General features: G+C 73.7%; 14 protein-coding genes. 6 read left to right on the top strand and 8 right to left on the bottom strand.

The genetic code is table 11. The annotated features are described in order from the left end of the window. Positions 1 to 44: 44 nt before the first annotated feature. From ACFP1K_RS11395 to ACFP1K_RS11380, 4 genes are read left to right on the top strand one after another with little or no spacing between them, the layout of a single operon-like run. Positions 45 to 1,019, top strand: a complete 975-nt coding sequence (locus ACFP1K_RS11395) for a carbohydrate ABC transporter permease (RefSeq protein ID WP_380750326.1) — start codon at positions 45 to 47, stop codon at positions 1,017 to 1,019. Further along, positions 1,019 to 1,849 (top strand): carbohydrate ABC transporter permease, encoded by an 831-nt coding sequence (locus ACFP1K_RS11390; protein ID WP_380750323.1) that lies wholly within the window; start codon positions 1,019 to 1,021, stop codon positions 1,847 to 1,849. Before ACFP1K_RS11395 ends, ACFP1K_RS11390 begins: the two co-directional genes overlap by 1 nt. A gap of 2 nt (positions 1,850 to 1,851) precedes the next feature. Next, positions 1,852 to 3,288 (top strand): GH1 family beta-glucosidase, encoded by a 1,437-nt coding sequence (locus ACFP1K_RS11385; protein WP_380750414.1) that lies wholly within the window; start codon positions 1,852 to 1,854, stop codon positions 3,286 to 3,288. Further along, positions 3,285 to 4,274, top strand: a complete 990-nt coding sequence (locus ACFP1K_RS11380; RefSeq protein WP_380750320.1) for a LacI family DNA-binding transcriptional regulator — start codon at positions 3,285 to 3,287, stop codon at positions 4,272 to 4,274. Before ACFP1K_RS11385 ends, ACFP1K_RS11380 begins: the two co-directional genes overlap by 4 nt. A gap of 19 nt (positions 4,275 to 4,293) precedes the next feature. Here ACFP1K_RS11380 and ACFP1K_RS11375 read toward each other — a convergent pair whose 3' ends face one another. The 6 genes from ACFP1K_RS11375 to ACFP1K_RS11350 form a co-directional block, all read right to left on the bottom strand. Beyond that, complete coding sequence (locus ACFP1K_RS11375) at positions 4,294 to 8,223, bottom strand: nSTAND1 domain-containing NTPase (protein ID WP_380750317.1); 3,930 nt, start codon at positions 8,221 to 8,223, stop codon at positions 4,294 to 4,296. A gap of 40 nt (positions 8,224 to 8,263) precedes the next feature. Beyond that, positions 8,264 to 8,704, bottom strand: a complete 441-nt coding sequence (locus ACFP1K_RS11370) for a hypothetical protein (protein WP_380750314.1) — start codon at positions 8,702 to 8,704, stop codon at positions 8,264 to 8,266. 70 nt (positions 8,705 to 8,774) lie between these two features. Beyond that, complete coding sequence (locus ACFP1K_RS11365; protein WP_380750311.1) at positions 8,775 to 9,275, bottom strand: GyrI-like domain-containing protein; 501 nt, start codon at positions 9,273 to 9,275, stop codon at positions 8,775 to 8,777. Between the two features lie 75 nt (positions 9,276 to 9,350). Next, entirely contained in the window at positions 9,351 to 10,373 is a 1,023-nt protein-coding gene (locus tag ACFP1K_RS11360; protein ID WP_380750308.1) for a sigma-70 family RNA polymerase sigma factor, read from the bottom strand. Beyond that, positions 10,370 to 10,957 carry a GNAT family N-acetyltransferase gene (locus ACFP1K_RS11355; RefSeq protein WP_380750305.1) on the bottom strand — a complete coding sequence of 196 codons (588 nt, stop codon included), beginning with the start codon at positions 10,955 to 10,957 and terminating at the stop codon, positions 10,370 to 10,372. Before ACFP1K_RS11355 ends, ACFP1K_RS11360 begins: the two co-directional genes overlap by 4 nt. Positions 10,958 to 11,382: 425 nt before the next feature. After that, positions 11,383 to 12,711 carry an MFS transporter gene (locus ACFP1K_RS11350; protein WP_380750302.1) on the bottom strand — a complete coding sequence of 443 codons (1,329 nt, stop codon included), beginning with the start codon at positions 12,709 to 12,711 and terminating at the stop codon, positions 11,383 to 11,385. A gap of 113 nt (positions 12,712 to 12,824) precedes the next feature. On the opposite strand from ACFP1K_RS11350, the gene ACFP1K_RS11345 reads away from it, so the two are divergent. Both ACFP1K_RS11345 and ACFP1K_RS11340 read left to right on the top strand, forming a co-directional pair. Further along, positions 12,825 to 13,649, top strand: coding sequence for an SAM-dependent methyltransferase (locus tag ACFP1K_RS11345; RefSeq protein WP_380750299.1), 825 nt, complete (start codon positions 12,825 to 12,827; stop codon positions 13,647 to 13,649). A 101-nt stretch (positions 13,650 to 13,750) separates the two neighbouring features. Further along, entirely contained in the window at positions 13,751 to 14,605 is an 855-nt protein-coding gene (locus ACFP1K_RS11340; protein WP_380750296.1) for a universal stress protein, read from the top strand. Between the two features lie 4 nt (positions 14,606 to 14,609). Here the strand turns inward: ACFP1K_RS11340 and ACFP1K_RS11335 are convergent, their stop codons facing one another. Both ACFP1K_RS11335 and ACFP1K_RS11330 read right to left on the bottom strand, forming a co-directional pair. Then, positions 14,610 to 15,053 carry a universal stress protein gene (locus tag ACFP1K_RS11335; RefSeq protein ID WP_380750293.1) on the bottom strand — a complete coding sequence of 148 codons (444 nt, stop codon included), beginning with the start codon at positions 15,051 to 15,053 and terminating at the stop codon, positions 14,610 to 14,612. A gap of 399 nt (positions 15,054 to 15,452) precedes the next feature. Beyond that, positions 15,453 to 16,439 (bottom strand): FAD-dependent oxidoreductase, encoded by a 987-nt coding sequence (locus tag ACFP1K_RS11330; protein WP_380750290.1) that lies wholly within the window; start codon positions 16,437 to 16,439, stop codon positions 15,453 to 15,455. Positions 16,440 to 16,468 lie beyond the last annotated feature (29 nt).

Here is a 16,468-nt window from a genome sequence, read left to right as displayed (position 1 = left end):
ACCGGCCGCGTCCCACGCCCACGGCTCGCGGAAAGGAGGTCGCCATGGCGACCCGTGCCCCCGACCACCTGGCGGTGACCCCGTCCCGCCCGCCGGTGCCGCGCAGGGAGCGCACACGACTGCGCCACCTCGCGCACCGGCTGGACGTCAAGGCGTCGCCGTACGCCTACGTCACGCCGTACCTGGTGCTGTTCTGCGCCTTCGGACTGTTCCCCCTGCTGTACACCGCGTGGGTCAGCCTGCACGACTGGACGCTGCTGTCCGACGTGCACACCTTCATCGGCCTGGACAACTTCACCGCCCTGCTGGCCGACGACTACTTCTGGAACGCCACGTTCAACACCGTGTCCATCGGGGTGCTGTCCACGGCGCCCCAGCTGGCGCTGGCCATCTGGCTGGCCCACCTGCTGAACCGGCCCCTGCGCGCGCAGACGATCTTCCGGGTCACGCTGCTGCTGCCCAACGTCACCAGCGTGGTCGCGGTGGTCGTCATCTTCAGCCAGCTGTTCGGCCGGGACTTCGGCCTGATCAACTGGACGCTGTCGTGGTTCGGCGCGGGCGCCATCGACTGGAACGCCGGCACCGCCACCTCGCACGCGGCCATCTCCGTCATGATCATGTGGCGCTGGACCGGCTACAACGCGCTGATCTTCCTCGCCGCGATGCAGGCGGTGCCCCGCGAGCTGTACGAGGCCGCCACCATCGACGGCGCCGGCGGCTTCACCCAGCTCCGCAAGATCACCATCCCGATGATCCGGCCCACCATCGTGTTCGTGGTGATCACCTCGACCATCGGGGCCATGCAGGTGCTCGCCGAGCCCCTGCTGTTCGGCGTCTACAGCCTCACCGGCGGCCCCGACCGGCAGTACCAGACGCTCTCGCTGTTCATCTACGAGAACTTCACCAAGCTCGACTTCGGCTACGCCTCCGCGATCTCCTGGATGATGTTCCTGTTCATCGTGGTCGCCGCCGGGATCAACTACCTCCTGACCCGCCGGACGAGAGGAAGCCTGTCGTGATGCCGCGCCTGCGTCCCGGCACCGCCCGCACGCTCACGTACCTCACCCTGCTGGCGGTGGCGTTCTTCTCGGCGCTCCCGCTGTACTACAGCGTGGTGGTCGCCTCCCGCGACAACGCGGCGCTTGCCGACGTGCCGCCCCCGCTGATCCCCGGCGGCAACCTCTTCGCCAACATCGGCCGCGTGTTCGACACCGTGCCGTTCGCGCTCGCGCTGCTGAACTCGGTGTTCGTCGCCGGCTCCATCGCGCTGTCGGTGATGTTCTTCTCCACCATGGCGGGGTTCGCCTTCGCCAAGCTCCGCTTCCGGGGCAGCAAGGCCCTGCTGCTGCTCACCGTGGCGACCATGATGGTGCCGACCCAGCTCGGCATCATCCCGCTGTACATGCTCATGGTGAAGCTGGAGTGGACCGGCTCGATGTACGCCCTCATCGTGCCCGCGCTGATCAACGCCTTCGGCGTGTTCTTCATGACGCAGTACCTGTCGCGCGCCCTGCCGACCGATCTGCTGGAGGCGGGCCGGGTGGACGGCTGCACCACCTGGGGCCTGTTCTGGCACGTGGTGCTGCCCGTCGCGCGCCCGGCCGCCGCGGTACTCGGGATGCTCACGTTCATGTCGGCGTGGAACGATTACTTCTGGCCGCTCGTCGCGCTCACCCCGGAGAACCCGACCGTGCAGGTGGCGCTGTCGACGCTCGCGGCAGGATATGTGAGCGACTACGCGCTCAGCCTGGCGGGCACCGCCCTCGGCACCCTGCCACTGGTGCTCGTGTTCGCCCTGCTCGGCAAGCAGGTCATCGGAGGAATCATGCAAGGAGCTGTGAAGGGATGACCATGACCGTCACCACTCGGGGGACCCTGCCTTCATATCTGACGGAAGGGCCGGCGGTCTTCCCCCAGGGTTTCGTGTGGGGCGCCGCGACGGCGTCCTACCAGATCGAGGGCGCGGCGCGGGACGACGGCCGCGGGCTCTCCATCTGGGACAGCTTCTCGCACACGCCGGGCAAGGTCGCGTTCGGCCACACCGGCGACGTGGCCTGTGACCACTACCATCGCTACTCCGACGACGTGGGCCTGATGACGGACCTCGGGCTCGCCGCCTACCGGTTCTCCATCGCGTGGCCCCGGGTGCAGCCGGACGGCACCGGGCCGATCAACCCGCGCGGGCTCGACTTCTACGACCGGCTGGTCGACCGGCTCGCCGAGGCGGGCATCACGCCGTACGCCACCCTGTACCACTGGGACCTGCCGCAGGCCCTGGAGGACCGGGGCGGGTGGACCGAACGGGACACCGCGTACCGCTTCGCCGAGTACGCCGCCGCCGCGTACGCCCGCATCGGCGACCGCGTGTCGCACTGGACCACGCTGAACGAGCCGTGGGTCGCGGCGTTCCTCGGGTACGGCACCGGCGTGCACGCCCCCGGCCGCACCGACCCGGCGCAGGCCCTGCGCGCCGCGCACCACTTCCTGCTCGGCCACGGCCTCGCCACCCAGGCGCTGCGCGCCGCGGGCGCCCGCGAGGTCATGCTGGTGATCAACTCCTCGCCGGTGCTGACCCCCGAGCAGGTCGCCGACCCCGCCGCCGAGCCGTCCGAGGCCGACGCCGAGGCCGCGCACCGCGTGGACTGCCTGCTCAACCGGCAGATGCTGGACCCCGTGCAGCGCGGCGCCTACCCCGAGGAGGTGCTGCGGATCGTCGAGCGCTACGCCGGGCTCGGCCACATCCACGACACCGACCTGCGCGACATCCATCAGCCCGCCGACCTGATCGGCGTCAACTACTACAACCCCTGCGTCGTGCGGTCCGGCCCCGGGCAGCCGTCCAACCCGGCCTTCCCCGGCACCGAGGACGTCGAGTTCGTCGCCACCGAAGGCCCCGCCACCGCCATGGGCTGGCCCATCGTGCCGTCCGGCCTGTCCCGGCTGCTGGTGCGGCTGTCCAAGGACTACCCCGAGACGGGCCTGATGGTCACCGAGAACGGCGCCGCGTTCGACGACGTCGTCACGGCGGGGGAGGCGGGGCCCCGGGTGCACGACGCCGAACGCACCGCGTACCTCGACTCGCACCTGCGGGCCGTGCACGCCGCCGTCGAGGCCGGCGCGGACGTGCGGGGCTACCTGGTGTGGTCCCTGCTGGACAATTTCGAGTGGGCCGAGGGGTACCACCGCAGGTTCGGCATCGTGCACATAGACTTCGCCACCCAGCGACGGACCCTCAAGGACAGCGCCCTCTTCTATCGCGACGTCGTGCGGGAGAACGGATTGGCATGAAACGACCCACCTTGGCGGCGGTAGCCGCGCGGGCGGGAGTATCCAAGTCCAGCGTGTCGCGGGTGGTGAACGGGGAGGCCACGGTCACCCCCGCCATCCGCGAGCTGGTGATCAGGGCGGTGCGGGAGCTCGGCTACGTACCGAACGGCGCGGCGCGCAGCCTCGCCACCCAGCGCACCAACGCGGTCGCCGTCATCGTGTCCGACCCCCCGAAGGGGCTCAGCTCCGACGACCCGATGTTCTCCGCGGTGGTCCGCACGGTGAGCCGGGTGCTGGAGTCGGCGGGCATGCAGGTCACCCTCATGCTCGCCGGGTCGGCCGAGAGCCGCCTGCGGGCGGAGCAGTTCGTCGCGGCCGGGCACGTGGCCGGCGTCATGCTCGTCTCGATGCACGGCGCCGACCCGCTGCCCGCCTCGCTGGCGAGGATGGGCTTCCCGATGGTGGCGTTCGGCCGTTCCAGCGGCGGCCTGCCGTACGTCGACAACGACAACACCGGCGGGGCCGCCGTCGCGGTGAAATACCTGCTGGACCAGGGACGGCGGCGCATCGCCACCATCACGGGCCCGCTGGACATGATCGCCTCACAGGACCGGCTCACCGGCTACCGCGAGACCCTGCGCGACACCGGCCGCCGGTCCATCGTCGCGATCGGGGACTTCACCCGGATCTCCGGCTACGAGGGCATGCGGCAGCTCCTGGAGGACGACCCCGCCCTGGACGCCGTCTTCGCCGCCAACGACCTGATGGCCATCGGCGCGCTGCGCGCCCTGCGCGAGGCCGGGCGCCGCGTGCCGCACGACGTGGCGGTGGTCGGCTTCGACGACATCGAGGCCGCGCTCTACACCGCCCCGCCGCTCACCACCGTCCGCAGCCCCATGGAGGACCAGGCCGCCGCCACCGCCGAACTCCTCCTGTCCGTCTTCAACGGCGCCCCCGGCACGCCGGTGATCATGCCCCACCGCTTGATCGTCCGGGAGTCCGCCTGAGCCTCGCACGGCGCGCCGGTCAGGGGCACGGCGCGCTGTAGGGGATCTCGTCGCCGACGTGCCGCCGCCACTCCGCCTTGGAGAGGGCGGACCCGGTGACCGCGCAGATCCGCCGGACGGACACCCGCTCGTCCAGCGGCCAGAACCGCACCGTCCCCTCCATGCCCGAGGTGACGAGGACGCGCCCGCCGGGGCTGAACGCCATGGCGAGCACCGGACCGGCGTGCGCGGTGAGGGGCCCGCCGAGCGGACGGGCCTTGGCGCGGTCGGTGAGGTCCCACAGTCGGACCGTGCCGTCGCCGACGCCGCCGCCGGTGGCGAGGGTGCGCCCGCCGGGGGCGAACGCCACGACGTCGACGGAGCCGGTGTGGCCGGTGAGCGGCTCGCCGAGCTCGCGCGGCCGGGCCGGGTCGGTGACGTCGCTCAGCATGACCGTCCGCTCCTGGCCGCCTCCGGCGAGCGTGCGGCCGTCCGGGCTGAACGCCACCGCGTTGACGGTGTCGCGGAACGGCCGGCCGATCAGCCTGCCGCGGGCCGGGTCGCGCACGTCCCACAGGCGGACGCCGTCGCTGTTGGCGGCGGCGACGGTGTGCCCGTCCGGGCTGAACGCCACCGAGGCGACCGTGCTGCCGCCGTTGCTCAGCGGGCGGCCGAGCACCTTCGGGCGGGCGGGGTCGGTGATGTCCCACAACCACAGCCGGCCGTAGCCGTCGGCGTTGGCGGCGACGCGCCCGTCCGGCCGCACCGCCACCGTGTAGTAGGAGCCATGGCCGTTGAGTCCCTTCAGCCGCGGCCGGTTGAGGGCGCGGGGGCGGGCCGGATCGGTGGCGTCCCACAGCCACATCGACTCCTTGCCCTCGGTGGACCCGTCGCCGGTGCCCGCCAGCGTCCGCCGGTCCGGGCCGAACGCCAGGGCGGTGACCTCGTCGGGCGCGGCGATCCGGCCGAGCGGCGCCCGGCCCGGCGCGTCCGCGTCCCACAGCTCGACCGCGCCGCCGGCCGCGACGGCCAGCGCGCGTCCGTCCGGCGCGAAGGCCACGGCCCTGGCGTCGGCGCCGGTCACGTGCGCGGAGGGCAGGTTCCACAGCCGCACCGTCCCGTCCTCGCCGCCGCTGACGAGGGTGCGGCCGTCGGCGCCGAAGGCGAGCCCGGACACGTGGTCGGTGTGGCCGGTGAGCGGCTGCCCGAGCGAGGGGTCGAACGGTTCGGCGACGTTCCACAGCCGGACGGTGCGGTCGCCGGACGCGGTGGCCAGGGTGCGCCCGTCGGGGCTGAACGCCACCGCGTTGACACCGTCGGTGTGGCCGGAGAAGGACTGGGCGGCGGGCCACGGCCGGCCGGGGTCTTTGACGTCCCACAGATGCACCGCGTGGTCCGCGCCGCCCCCGGCCAGGGTGCGCCCGTCGGGGCTGAACGCCACCGACGTGATCGAGGTGTTCCGCCGGACCCCCGGGCCCGCCAGGACCGGCCGGGCCGGGTCGGCGGTGTGCCACAGCAGCACCGTGCCGTCGTTGCCCGCGCCGGCCAGCAGGCGGCCGTCCGGGCGGAACGCCACCGACAGGACCGCGCCGGGGTGCCGCAGGGGAGCGCCGAGGGGCTCGGGCCGGGCCGGGTCGGTCAGGTCCCACAGGGGGATCGTCCCGTCGTTGCCCGCGACGGCCAAAGTGTGCCCGTCGGGGCTGAACGCCAGCGCGTGCACGATGTCGCCCTGGGGCAGGCGGCGTTCCAGCGGGACGGGCCTGGCGGGGTCGGCGACGTCCCACAGCCGTACCTCCGCGTCGTGACCCGCGACCGCCAGCAGGCGGCCGTCGGGGCGGAACGCCACCGTCCGCAGCTCCGCGTAGGTGCGGGGGTCGGTGTCGGTGGGCGCCTGGCCGGCGAGGCGCGGCCGGGCCGGGTCGGCGATGTCCCACAGCCACAGCCGCTCGTCCTTTCCCACGGCGGCGAGCAGGCCCCGGCGGGCGCTGACGGCCACCGAGGCGACGGGGGCGGTGGGTTCGTCCAGGGTCGTGGACAGCGCGGCCTGCCCGAGGGCGAGCAGCCGGGTGTAGGTCTCGTCGCCGGGCCGCATCCGGTGTGCCACCAGGGTGAGCCGGGCGGCCAGCGACACGTCGGCGGGGGCGGCCCGGTCGGCCTCGGCCAGCACGCGGTTGTACACCGCGAGGTCGCGCTGGCGCAGGGCCTCAGCCCGGGTCTGGAAGGCGTAGACCGCGCCGGTGGCGGCGACGACGGCGAGCACGGTAAGCACGGCGATCACACCGGTGCGCAGCCGCGCGGCGCGTCCCTCCTGGTGGACGCCCGCGGCGAGGAACGCCCGCGCGGCCGGGCTCAGCTCCTCCGGCGGCGCGGTCGCGGCCCAGGCCCTGGTCACCGCGAGGCGGTTGCCTCGGAACGGCAGGGACGGGTCGCGGCCGCCGCGCTCCCAGTCCAGTGCGGCGTCCTCCAGGTCCTGGTGGGTCAGCCTGCCGGTGCGGTCGTCGTCGATCCAGCGGCGCAGCCGGGGCCAGCTGCGCAGCAGGGCCTCGTGGGTGATCTCGACGGTGCCCTCGTGGAGGCTGAGCAGCCGGGCGCGGGCGAAGGCGTCGACGACCGCGGCGGCGGTGGCGGGGTCGGCGCTGGCTCCCACCAGTTCGTCGCGGGACAGGCGGCGGCGGGTGTCGTCGCTGGCCTCGCCGATCCGGACCAGGCGCAGGAACGACGCTCTGGCGACCCGCTGCCCGGTGCTGTCCAGGAGGCTGAAGGCGCTGTCGGCGGTGGTGGCGACGGCCCGCTGGATGCCGCCGGTGAGCCGGTAGCCCTCCACGGTGAGGGTGGAGCCGTGCCGCTGCTGCCAGGTGGCCCGCAGCGCGTGCGCCAGCAGCGGCAGCCGTCCCGCCTCGTACGCCGCGCCGCGCTCGCCGGTGCCGCCCGTCACGCCGAGGTCGCGCAGGAGCAGCTCGACCAGGCCGGGCTCGATGTCGAGGCCCACGTCCCGGGCGGGATGGGTGATGGCCTCGCGGATCTCGGCCGCCGACATCGCGCCGAACACCAGGGGGCCGCCCTCCAGCGCGGAGCGCATCCTCGGGTATCCGGCGCACGCGCTGTAGAAGTCGCCCCGGATCCCGGCCACGACCACCGCGGGCGGGGGCTCGGCGGAGCCGTCCTGGCCGGGGCCGGCCAGGTGGGCGAGGGCGTCGATGAACGCGCGGCGCTCCTCGTCGTCGGCGCACAGGGTGAACAGCTCCTCGAACTGGTCCACCACCACCGCGACCCTGTCGTCCGGGCCGGTGGCCCTGGCGCGGAGCATGGCCGCCCCCCTGCCCGGCGCGGTCCTGAGCTCGGCGGCCACCTGGCCGGGGTCGTCGCGGGTGAGGGCACAGAGCTGGACGGCGAGGGCGCGCAGGGGAGTGGCGGTGGGGGTGAACAGCATCCGGGGCCAGCGGTGCGACCCCGGCAGGGTGCCCTGTTCCAGCCGGGGGAGCAGCCCGGCCCGCAGCAGCGACGACTTCCCGGCGCCGGACGGGGCCACCACCATCTGGATGCCGCCGTCACCCAGCCTCCGGTCCAGCCGGGCGACCAGGTCGGCGATCAGCCCGTCCCGCCCGAAGAACCACCGCGCCTGGTCCGGCCCGAACGCGGCCAGCCCCGGATACGGGCACTCCGCCACCGTCCCGCCCGCGGCGGCCCGCCGCCGCGCGTCCCCCGCCTCCCCGTAGTGGAAGTGCTGGTCCCGGGCCGCCTGATGGATCCGCGCGTCCCCGGACGCGTACGCCTCCAGCCGCACCTCCGGCCCGGCGCTCCCCGCCGGTCCGGGGGCCTGCCGCTCGACCTCCTCGGCACCGCTCGCCCGGGGGTCGTGCGGGATCGCCGGGGCGCGCTCCGGGGTGTCGAGCTCGGGTGCCGATGGCCCGGGTGTGGTGGGGGGCGGGGGTTCCGGGTCCGGGGTGGGCGGGCCGGTGGGGGTGCTCATCCGGTCGTACCGAGGGGTAAGACGGGTGGGGTGCGGCGGGTCACCGTTCGGTGATGTGCTGGTCGCCGGCGGACTGGTACACCCTCGCGTTGCCGCTGGCGGTGGCGGTGGCGTTGAGCACGATCGTGGTGGCGGGGGCGGCGGGGGGCGGCTCGGCGGGCGGCGCGGGGACGAGCACGTCGTCGAGCAGGCGGCGGAGTTCGGCGGCGAGGGCGGGGTCCTGGCGCACGAGCCGCTGGAGGCGTATCTGCCAGGCCTCGGCGAGCGTCACCTCGATCTCGGGGGTGCCCTCCGCGCGGGACGCCAGCATCTCGGCGCGCGCCTCGGTCAGCTCCCGCTCCACCGCGAGCGCCTCCTCCGGCCGGGCCCGGCGCCACAGGGAGACCACCCCGGTCCTGGCCTGCTCCCATGCGTCCGTGGCGATGGCGGTGATCAGGGCCGATCCCGCGGCCAGCACGATCGGATCCATCTCGTCCCTCATATTCCTTTAGCCCTGGAACACGGTAGAACGTGAACCCCGATCACCACCAGGGAAAAACGCGATCACATGGTCAGGTGGACCGGGTGAGGTACGCCAGCTCGGTGGACCAGGTCTCCGGGTCGGGCGAGTGGGCCGGGTCGGTCAGCCAGAAGTCGAAGCGCCCCTGCCAGACCTCCTCGCCGTCCGCCAGCCGGGTGTCCCACCGCACGCCGTGGTCCGCCGCCCACTTGTCCACCGCGTGGATGGTGTGGATCAGCCGGTCGGGATGGCCCTGGTGCACGGCGACGAGGTACCGGCCCGCCGGGATCGTCCCGGGCACGACCCGGCCGTCCCCCTCGACGGGCGCGGCGACCGGGACGCCCACCTCCAGCCGGAACTCCCGCTCCCAGTCGCCCGCCACCCAATAGCGGTAGAAGGGCGGCCCCGCCGGGAGGATCCCTCGCCCGGCGAGCCAGGCGAACATCTCGGGCACCAGGGCGTTGACCTCGCCCCACCGCGACATCGGCGCGCTGATCGGGATGGCGGCGTACGGCCGCGCCGCGCGGTCCTCCAGCACAGGGTTCACGTTCATGTGTCGATCACCTCGGGATCGGTAGGCCGGTCTCTCGCCTAGGGATACGAAACAGGCGGCCGGAACTCACCGGTGTCACGGAAGAAAGGCCGGCAGCCCGAAGCGGGGGAGGTCGGTGGCGGCGTCCAGGAAGGTGGTGAGCGCGGCGATGCGGTCCCCGCGCGGTTCCACCACGATCAGCGCCCACGGCCGGTACCCGCCCGGCGTGCCCGCGGGGCCGGGCGCCGGGTCGCCGGGGACGCGGCCGGCGGGGATGTAGTGGCCGAAGGCGGGGCGGCCGTTGGCGGTGGTGGGGAGGAGCCGGGAGCCGCGGCAGAAGTCGGAATGGCTCAGCGACCGCGCGATGTCGGCCGGGCCGCGCAGCCACCACGGGAACGGCGGCATGGACGTCGTGGCGTCCTCGTGCAGCAGCGCGACCAGCGCCGCGACGTCGTAGCGCTCGAAGGCGGCGGCGTAGCGGGAAAGGAGGTCGCGCCGCGCGGCGTCCAGCGGGCCCGGCGGCCCGGCGGGGGAGCGCTGGTCCAGGGTGGCGCGGGCGCGGCGCAGCGCGCTGTTCACCGACACGACGGTGGTGCCGAGCAGGGCGGCGACCTCGGCGGCCGTCCAGGCGAGCACGTCGCGCAGGATCAGCACGGCCCGCTGCCGGGGCGGCAGGTGCTGGAGCGCGGCCACGAACGCCAGCCGGATCGTCTCGCGCGCGACCGCCACCTCGGCGGGGTCGCCCCCGGTGGCGATCACGCGGTCGTCGGGCACCGGCGTCACCCACGCCCCGGGCGGCAGCGGCTCCCCGAGCGGGGTGCCGGGCCGCGCCGCCGGGCCGAGGTCCACGGCGATCGCCCGCCGCGCCCGGCCGCGCAGCATGTCCGTGCAGATGTTGGTGGCGATGGCGAACAGCCACGTCCGCACGCTCGCCCGTCCCGCGTCGTACCGCTCCCGGCCCCGCCAGGCCCGCACCATCGTCTCCTGCGCCGCGTCCTCGGCGTCCGCGGCCGACCCGAGCATGCGATAGCAGTACCCGGTGAGCTCCACCCGGTGCGCCTCCAGCGCGATCTCGGGCTCGGCGTCCCGGGTCGCGGGCGCGGCGGGGCGGACGGTCACGCGGGTTCGCCCTGGTGGTGTCCGTCGTGGCCGGGTGGGCCGGAGTCCGGGGCGGGCGGCGGGCGCCAGTCGGCGGACAGGAGGCCGTAGAGCAGGTCGTCGGTCCACTCGCCCTTGATCCAGATGTGCTTGCGGCGCAGGCCCTCGCGCCGGAAGCCGAGGCGTTCCAGCAGGCGGGCGGACCGGTGGTTGCGGCTGTCGCAGGCGGCGGAGACGCGGTGCAGGCGGCGTTCGGTGAACAGGTGCCGCAGGAAGGCGGTCAGGGCCTCGGTGGCGTAGCCCCGGCCCTGGTGGGGGGCCGCCAGGGTGTAGCCGATCTTCGCCTGGAGCCGGTTCTGGTGGAGCTTGACGCCGATGTCCCCGATCAGGGCCCCGTTCAGGTCGATGGCGTACTGGAACCAGCCGGGCTCGCAGGGGTCGCCGGAGGCGAACGACGCGACCAGGACGCGGGCGCGCTCCAGCGGGAAGGGTGCGTCCCACGCCTGGTAGCGGGCCACCTCCACGTCCGAGCGGTACTCGGCGAGCGCGGCGGCGTCGCGGGCGTGGAACCGGCGGATGGTCAGCCGGGCCGTCGAGAGCAGCACCCGGGAAGTATCGCCCACTTCATGAGGCAGGTCCCAGTCGTTCCCAGTAGGAACCCGTGTGCGGCCGGAGCAGGACAGCAGCGGCGCGCCGCTGGTGACCCGGCGCGGGGCGCTCACCGCGACCGCCGGGCACGCGCGCGGCCGGCGCCCCGGGGCGAGGCGTTCACGGCGACCATGGGGCATCGGAGTACGGGGGAGTCCTCGGGCATGAGTCTTCCTTCGGATCCGGTTGCACGAGCAAGCGGTTGGTGCAGTCGAAACATTGAGAGACTCTAGTGGAAATGTTTCGGCACGCAAGACCCTAATGTCGTCTACATGGATCGTTCCCCCTGATCACCCCTGGTGTCCAGTGCGGATGAGGGGGCAAAAACTTTCGGGGCCAGATCAGATAGTTTCTGATCACTCAGCCGTGCACGTGCATATGCTCATGCGGACATGGACTCGCGGACGGTGTCGGCGTCGGCCCGCGGGCGCACCCGGCTCCGTACGGCGAGCCCGAAGGCCGCGACCAGAAGCCCCGCCACCCCCGACAGCACGAACGGCCCGGCGGGGCGCCACGCGTCGTACAGCACGCCGCCGAGCCCGGAGACGATCATGATCCCGGCGGCGCCGCACAGGGTGTGCACCCCGAACGCCGAGCCGCGCACCGCGGCGGGCACCTGCTGGGCCAGCAGGGGGCCGGCGGTGGTGATGCCCGCGATCTCGCCCACCCCGATGAGCACCGCGACGACCATCATGCCCGGCCCCAGCGGATCGCTCACCAGCAGCGTCGACAGGTACGCGGCGGCGGCCACCACCTGGGCGAGGATGACGAGGTTCTGCCGCGGCATCCGGTCGCCCAGCCAGCCGAACAGCGGCGCGCACACCAGCGCCACGGTCTGCGAGATGGCGACCACCGAGCCCGCCCTGGCCAGCGCCTCGGCGCTGGACATGCCGCGCTGGGCGACCGCGAAGTCGGTGATCCACAGCGTCATGAAGCCCACCACGATCGCGAGGTCCGCCCGCGCGACGAACGACGCGGCGTACGACAGCGCCACCCCGGGGTCGCGGGCCAGCACGACGCCCTCGCGCACCAGGCGGGTCAGCGGCGGGTGCTCGGCGGCGGGCGCGGCGCCCGCCTTGGCCAGGGTCAGCCACAGCAGACCGGCCAGGACCACGATCCCGGCGGCGATGAGCAGGAACGACAGCCGGGTCGCCTCGACCGGCGCCAGCCCGCGCGACTCCATGATCTGCGGCAGCCGGGCCAGCAGCAGTACCGCCACCACCGCGCCGAGCCCGCCGAACACGCCGACCAGGCCGTAGGACTTGCCGCGCGAGCGGGTGCGCACGTAGTCGATGGCGACGGTGGACAACATCGCGGTGACGGCGGCGACGCCGAGGCCGAACACCACGCGCAGCGCGACCAGGACGGCGGTGTTGCCCGCGAACGGGAACAGCGCGACGCCGATCGCGCACAGCGCCAGCCCGGCGACCACGACGATCCGCCGGCCGAACCGGTCGGCGAGCGCGCCGTACCAGGCCAGGCTGAGGATCATCGCCAGCTCGGCGGCGAATCCGAGCAGCCCGACCACCCGGCCCTGCGCCGACTCGGGCACGCCGAGGATCGTGGTCAGGATGTGCGGTTGCGTCGACGGGAGGAACGAGATCACCGCGGTGCCGGCCGTCGCCATCGACAGCAGCGCCCACATGTTTCCCTTGGTGATCCCGTCGGCGAGCTGCGCGCCGAGTACCCGGCGCGTGCGGTCTGCGGCCATGGGAGGATCATGACATTCCGCACGGAGAGTGCAACGCTTTTCCCGACAGATACGGTTTTTCACCACCGCGGGCTAAGATCCGACCGGAAGACGTTGACACCCTGGAGGACACGATGAATCCGGCCGCGATCGGGGGCGGTTTCAACCCCAATATCCCTAATGCGGCGCGGATGTATGACTATTTCCTTGGTGGCAAGGACAACCTTCCAGTTGACCGGGAGGCCGCGCAGCAGGTGCTCCGCTACGTGCCCGAGGTCCCCATCGGCATCCGGGAGAACCGCGGGTTCCTCCAGCGGGCCGTGCGCTACCTCGCGGGCCAGGGCATCCGCCAGTTCCTGGACATCGGCGCCGGCCTGCCCACGCAGCGCAACGTTCACCAGGTGGCCGCCGAGTACGCCCCCGGCGCCCGCACCGTGTACGTCGACAACGACCTGCAGGTGCTCGCGCACGCCCGCGCGCTGCTCCAGGACAGCCCGCTGGTGCTCGTCGCCGAGGGCGACCTGCGGCGGCCGGAGGAGATCATGCGGGACCCCGACATCCGCCGCCACCTGGACTTCGACCAGCCGATCGCCGTCCTGCTCCTCGCCATCGTCCACTTCATCCCCGACTCCGACGACCCCAAGGGGATCATCGCGCGCATCAGGGACTCGCTGGTCCCGGGCAGCCACATCGCCCTGTCCCACGTGGTGATCGACGAGCGCCCGCAGGCCGCGCCCGGGGTGGAGCGCGTCTACCAGAGCGCCTCGGCGCCGTTCGTGGCCCGGATGTCGGACCAGGTCACGCCGTTCTTCGACGGGCTGGAGCTGGCCGATCCCGGCGTCGTCAACCTGCACGAGTGGCGGCCGGACATCCACCACTTCACCCCGCGCCTGGAGCAGGTCGGGGCGTACTTCCTGTGCGGGGTCGGACGTGTCCCCGAGCGGCCGTCCGGGTCGTAGGTCCACGTTCCGCCGGGACCGAGGTCCGGCGTCCCGGTGACCTCCGCCCGGCGCGCGGGGCCGGGCGCCGCGATGTGATGGACTTGACGGAGGAGGTCATCATGTCCAGATCCATCGTGGCCGGGGTCGACGGTTCCGCCCCGGCCGCCGCCGCTGCCGAGTGGGCCGCCGACGAGGCCGCCCGTCAGGGACTGCCGCTGCGCATCGTGCACGTGCGTGAGCCGTGGACCGGCGAGGACGAGCCTCACCGGGACGTCCCGGCCGGGGGCGACGAGCCCAGCACGGACGTGCTGGCCGAGGCTGCCGGTGTGGCGCGCAAGCGGGCGCCCGGCGTCGAGGTCACCACCGCCCTGCTCAACGGCACGGTGGTCGCGAGCCTGCGCGCGGAGTCCGAGACCGCGGCCATGGTCGTCATCGGCAGCCGGGGGCTGGGCGGCTTCGCCGAGCTGCTGCTCGGCTCGGTCGGCATGGGCCTGGCCGGGCACGCCCGCGGGCCGGTCGTGGTGGTCCGGGAGCCCGGTGCGCGGCGCGGCGAGATCGTGGCCGGGTACGACGGGTCTCCGCACGCCGAGGCCGCCATGCGGTTCGCCCTGGAGCAGGCGGCCGGGCGCGGGGCCAGGGTGCGGGTGGTGTTCGCCTGGCCGGCCCCGCCGATGCCGCCGTACGCCATCGCCTACGGCGACCTGGTGCAGGAGGCGTTCGACGCCGAGGCGAACCGCGTGCGCGAGCGCGTCGCCGACTGGCGCGACGAGTTCCCGGACGTCGAGATCCTCGACGAGGTGGTCATCGGCCACCCCGTCCCCGCCCTGACCGACGCCTCACGCGAGGCGGACCTGGTCGTGGTCGGCTCGCGCGGCAAGGGCCCGCTGGCGTCGTTGCTCGGCTCGGTGAGCCACGGCGTGCTGCATCACGCGCACTGCCCGGTGGCCGTCGTGCGCCCGCCCGAGGAGGCATGAAGGATCACACCGCCGCCGGGGCGGGGGCGAGGAAGCGCACGGTGTAGGACATCCTGCCGGGCAGGTCGGGGGCGGTGCACACCAGCACCGGGCACGTGGCGTCGCGCAGCACCGTGCTGACCGTCGAGCCCTCCAGCGGCCGGTCGCCGTATCCCGCGCCGATCACCAGCAGCCCGGCGTCCGCCGCGTGCCGGGTGAGCACCTCGCCCGGCCTCCCGGGCGTGATCAGGCAGCGGACGGGGCCGGCGGTCGGGGCGCCGAGCACCGAGGCCACCAGGTCGTCCAGGGCGATGCGCGCCGCGTCGGTCACCGGCTCGCCCTCCCTGGCCACCCGGACGACGTCGAGCCTGGCCGCCCGCAGCCGCGCCTCGTCCGCGGCGCGGCGCAGGGCGGCGATGGCGTGGGGGGTGTCGTCCATCCCCACGACGACGTGTTCGGGGTGAGACATGCGGTCTCTCCGTTTCCTGGGGTAAATGTGGGAGTTCAGGGTGATATAGGTTTTCTGGCGGGACGCCGGGGGCTATTTCCCCGCATGGCGGCGAACGGCCATCACATTGCCGGGACGGCGTACTCGCAGCCAGGGGCGGAGGACCGGAACCGAAAGGCCCTAGGTCCCGCAAGAGGCATGTACTGATAAAACCAAATAAGTCGCGTCAAGACCGGTTGAATGCTCAGCTAACTGCCCCGCTATTTCCGGACAGTTCCCCTTAATTCGGTCATATGCCAGCGCCATGCGGGCCGCCGAACGGCTCCGGCAGGGATCTCCCCCCGACGGGGACCGGTGCCACCGGGTGGAGACAGGGAGGCCGCCGGGTGGCGCCGGCGGGGATCTCCTGTGGCGGACGTCCTAGACGCGGGCCGGCTGGAGGACCTGACGTGCCACCGCGCGGGCGCAGGGCCAGGAGAAGGCGACGGCGGCGCCGCTGTGGCCGTAGTTGTGCACGACGCGGGTGTCGCCGAGCCGCTCCTCCGCGAGGCGGATGGCGGAGCGGGAGGCGCGGAAGCCGACCTCCACGCCGAGCACGCGGGCGGCGGCGATGCGGGGCTCCACCGCGGCGCAGCGGGCGATGATCTCCTCGGTCTGCACGGGATCGGGCTCACGGGACCAGTCGTCGCGCCCGGCGTTGCCGCCGAGGACCAGCCGGTCGCCGTGCGGCATGAACATCGTCATCGCCTTGGCCCGGCTGAACTGGAAGAAGTAGCTGTCCAGCCCGGGGTTCTCCACCACGACGTGCTGCCCGCGCACGGCGTGGACCTCGGGGTCGTCCGCCAGGTGCCGCGCCTCGGCGCCGGTGCAGTTGACGACCACGGGGGCCTGCTCCGCTGCCTCGGCGAGGGACGCGACGCGGGCGATCTCCAGCACGCCCCCGGCGGCGGCCAGCCGGGCGGCGAGATGGTCCAGGTAGGCGCGCATGTCCACCACGGGGGCGGACATCCAGAACGCGGCGGCGAAACCCGCGTGCTCCTCGGGGGTGCACGGCCGGTACCCGGGGGTGTCGCGCGCCCAGGCGATGTCCTCCCCCTCGCGGTGGCTCGCCCAGCGGCCGGGCATGACGCTCACCCCGGTGCCGGGACGCCCCGCCAGGGCGGTGAACTCGGCCACGCCCTCCCGGTGCCACCGCATCGTCGTCTCGATGGGCGGCCAGCTGTCCGCCTCCTCCGGCGGGGCCAGCGACGGCCCCATGAGCACGGCCAGCGCGACGGCGGACGTGGTGTCCCGCGGCGCCTCGGCCGCCCGCACCAGCACCGGCAGGCCCTGCTCGGCAAGGCACACCGCCGTGGTCAGCCCGGTCACCCCGGCACCGACGACCAGTACGTCCGGGCACTGCGTCACGGGACTCCTCCTCGCTGGGGCACCCGGCG

It is taken from the genome of Sphaerisporangium aureirubrum, assembly GCF_042658925.1.
Lineage (GTDB): Bacteria > Actinomycetota > Actinomycetes > Streptosporangiales > Streptosporangiaceae > Sphaerisporangium > Sphaerisporangium aureirubrum.
Note: the sequence above shows the minus strand (reverse complement) of the source record. Positions and strands in the feature narration are given on the sequence as shown.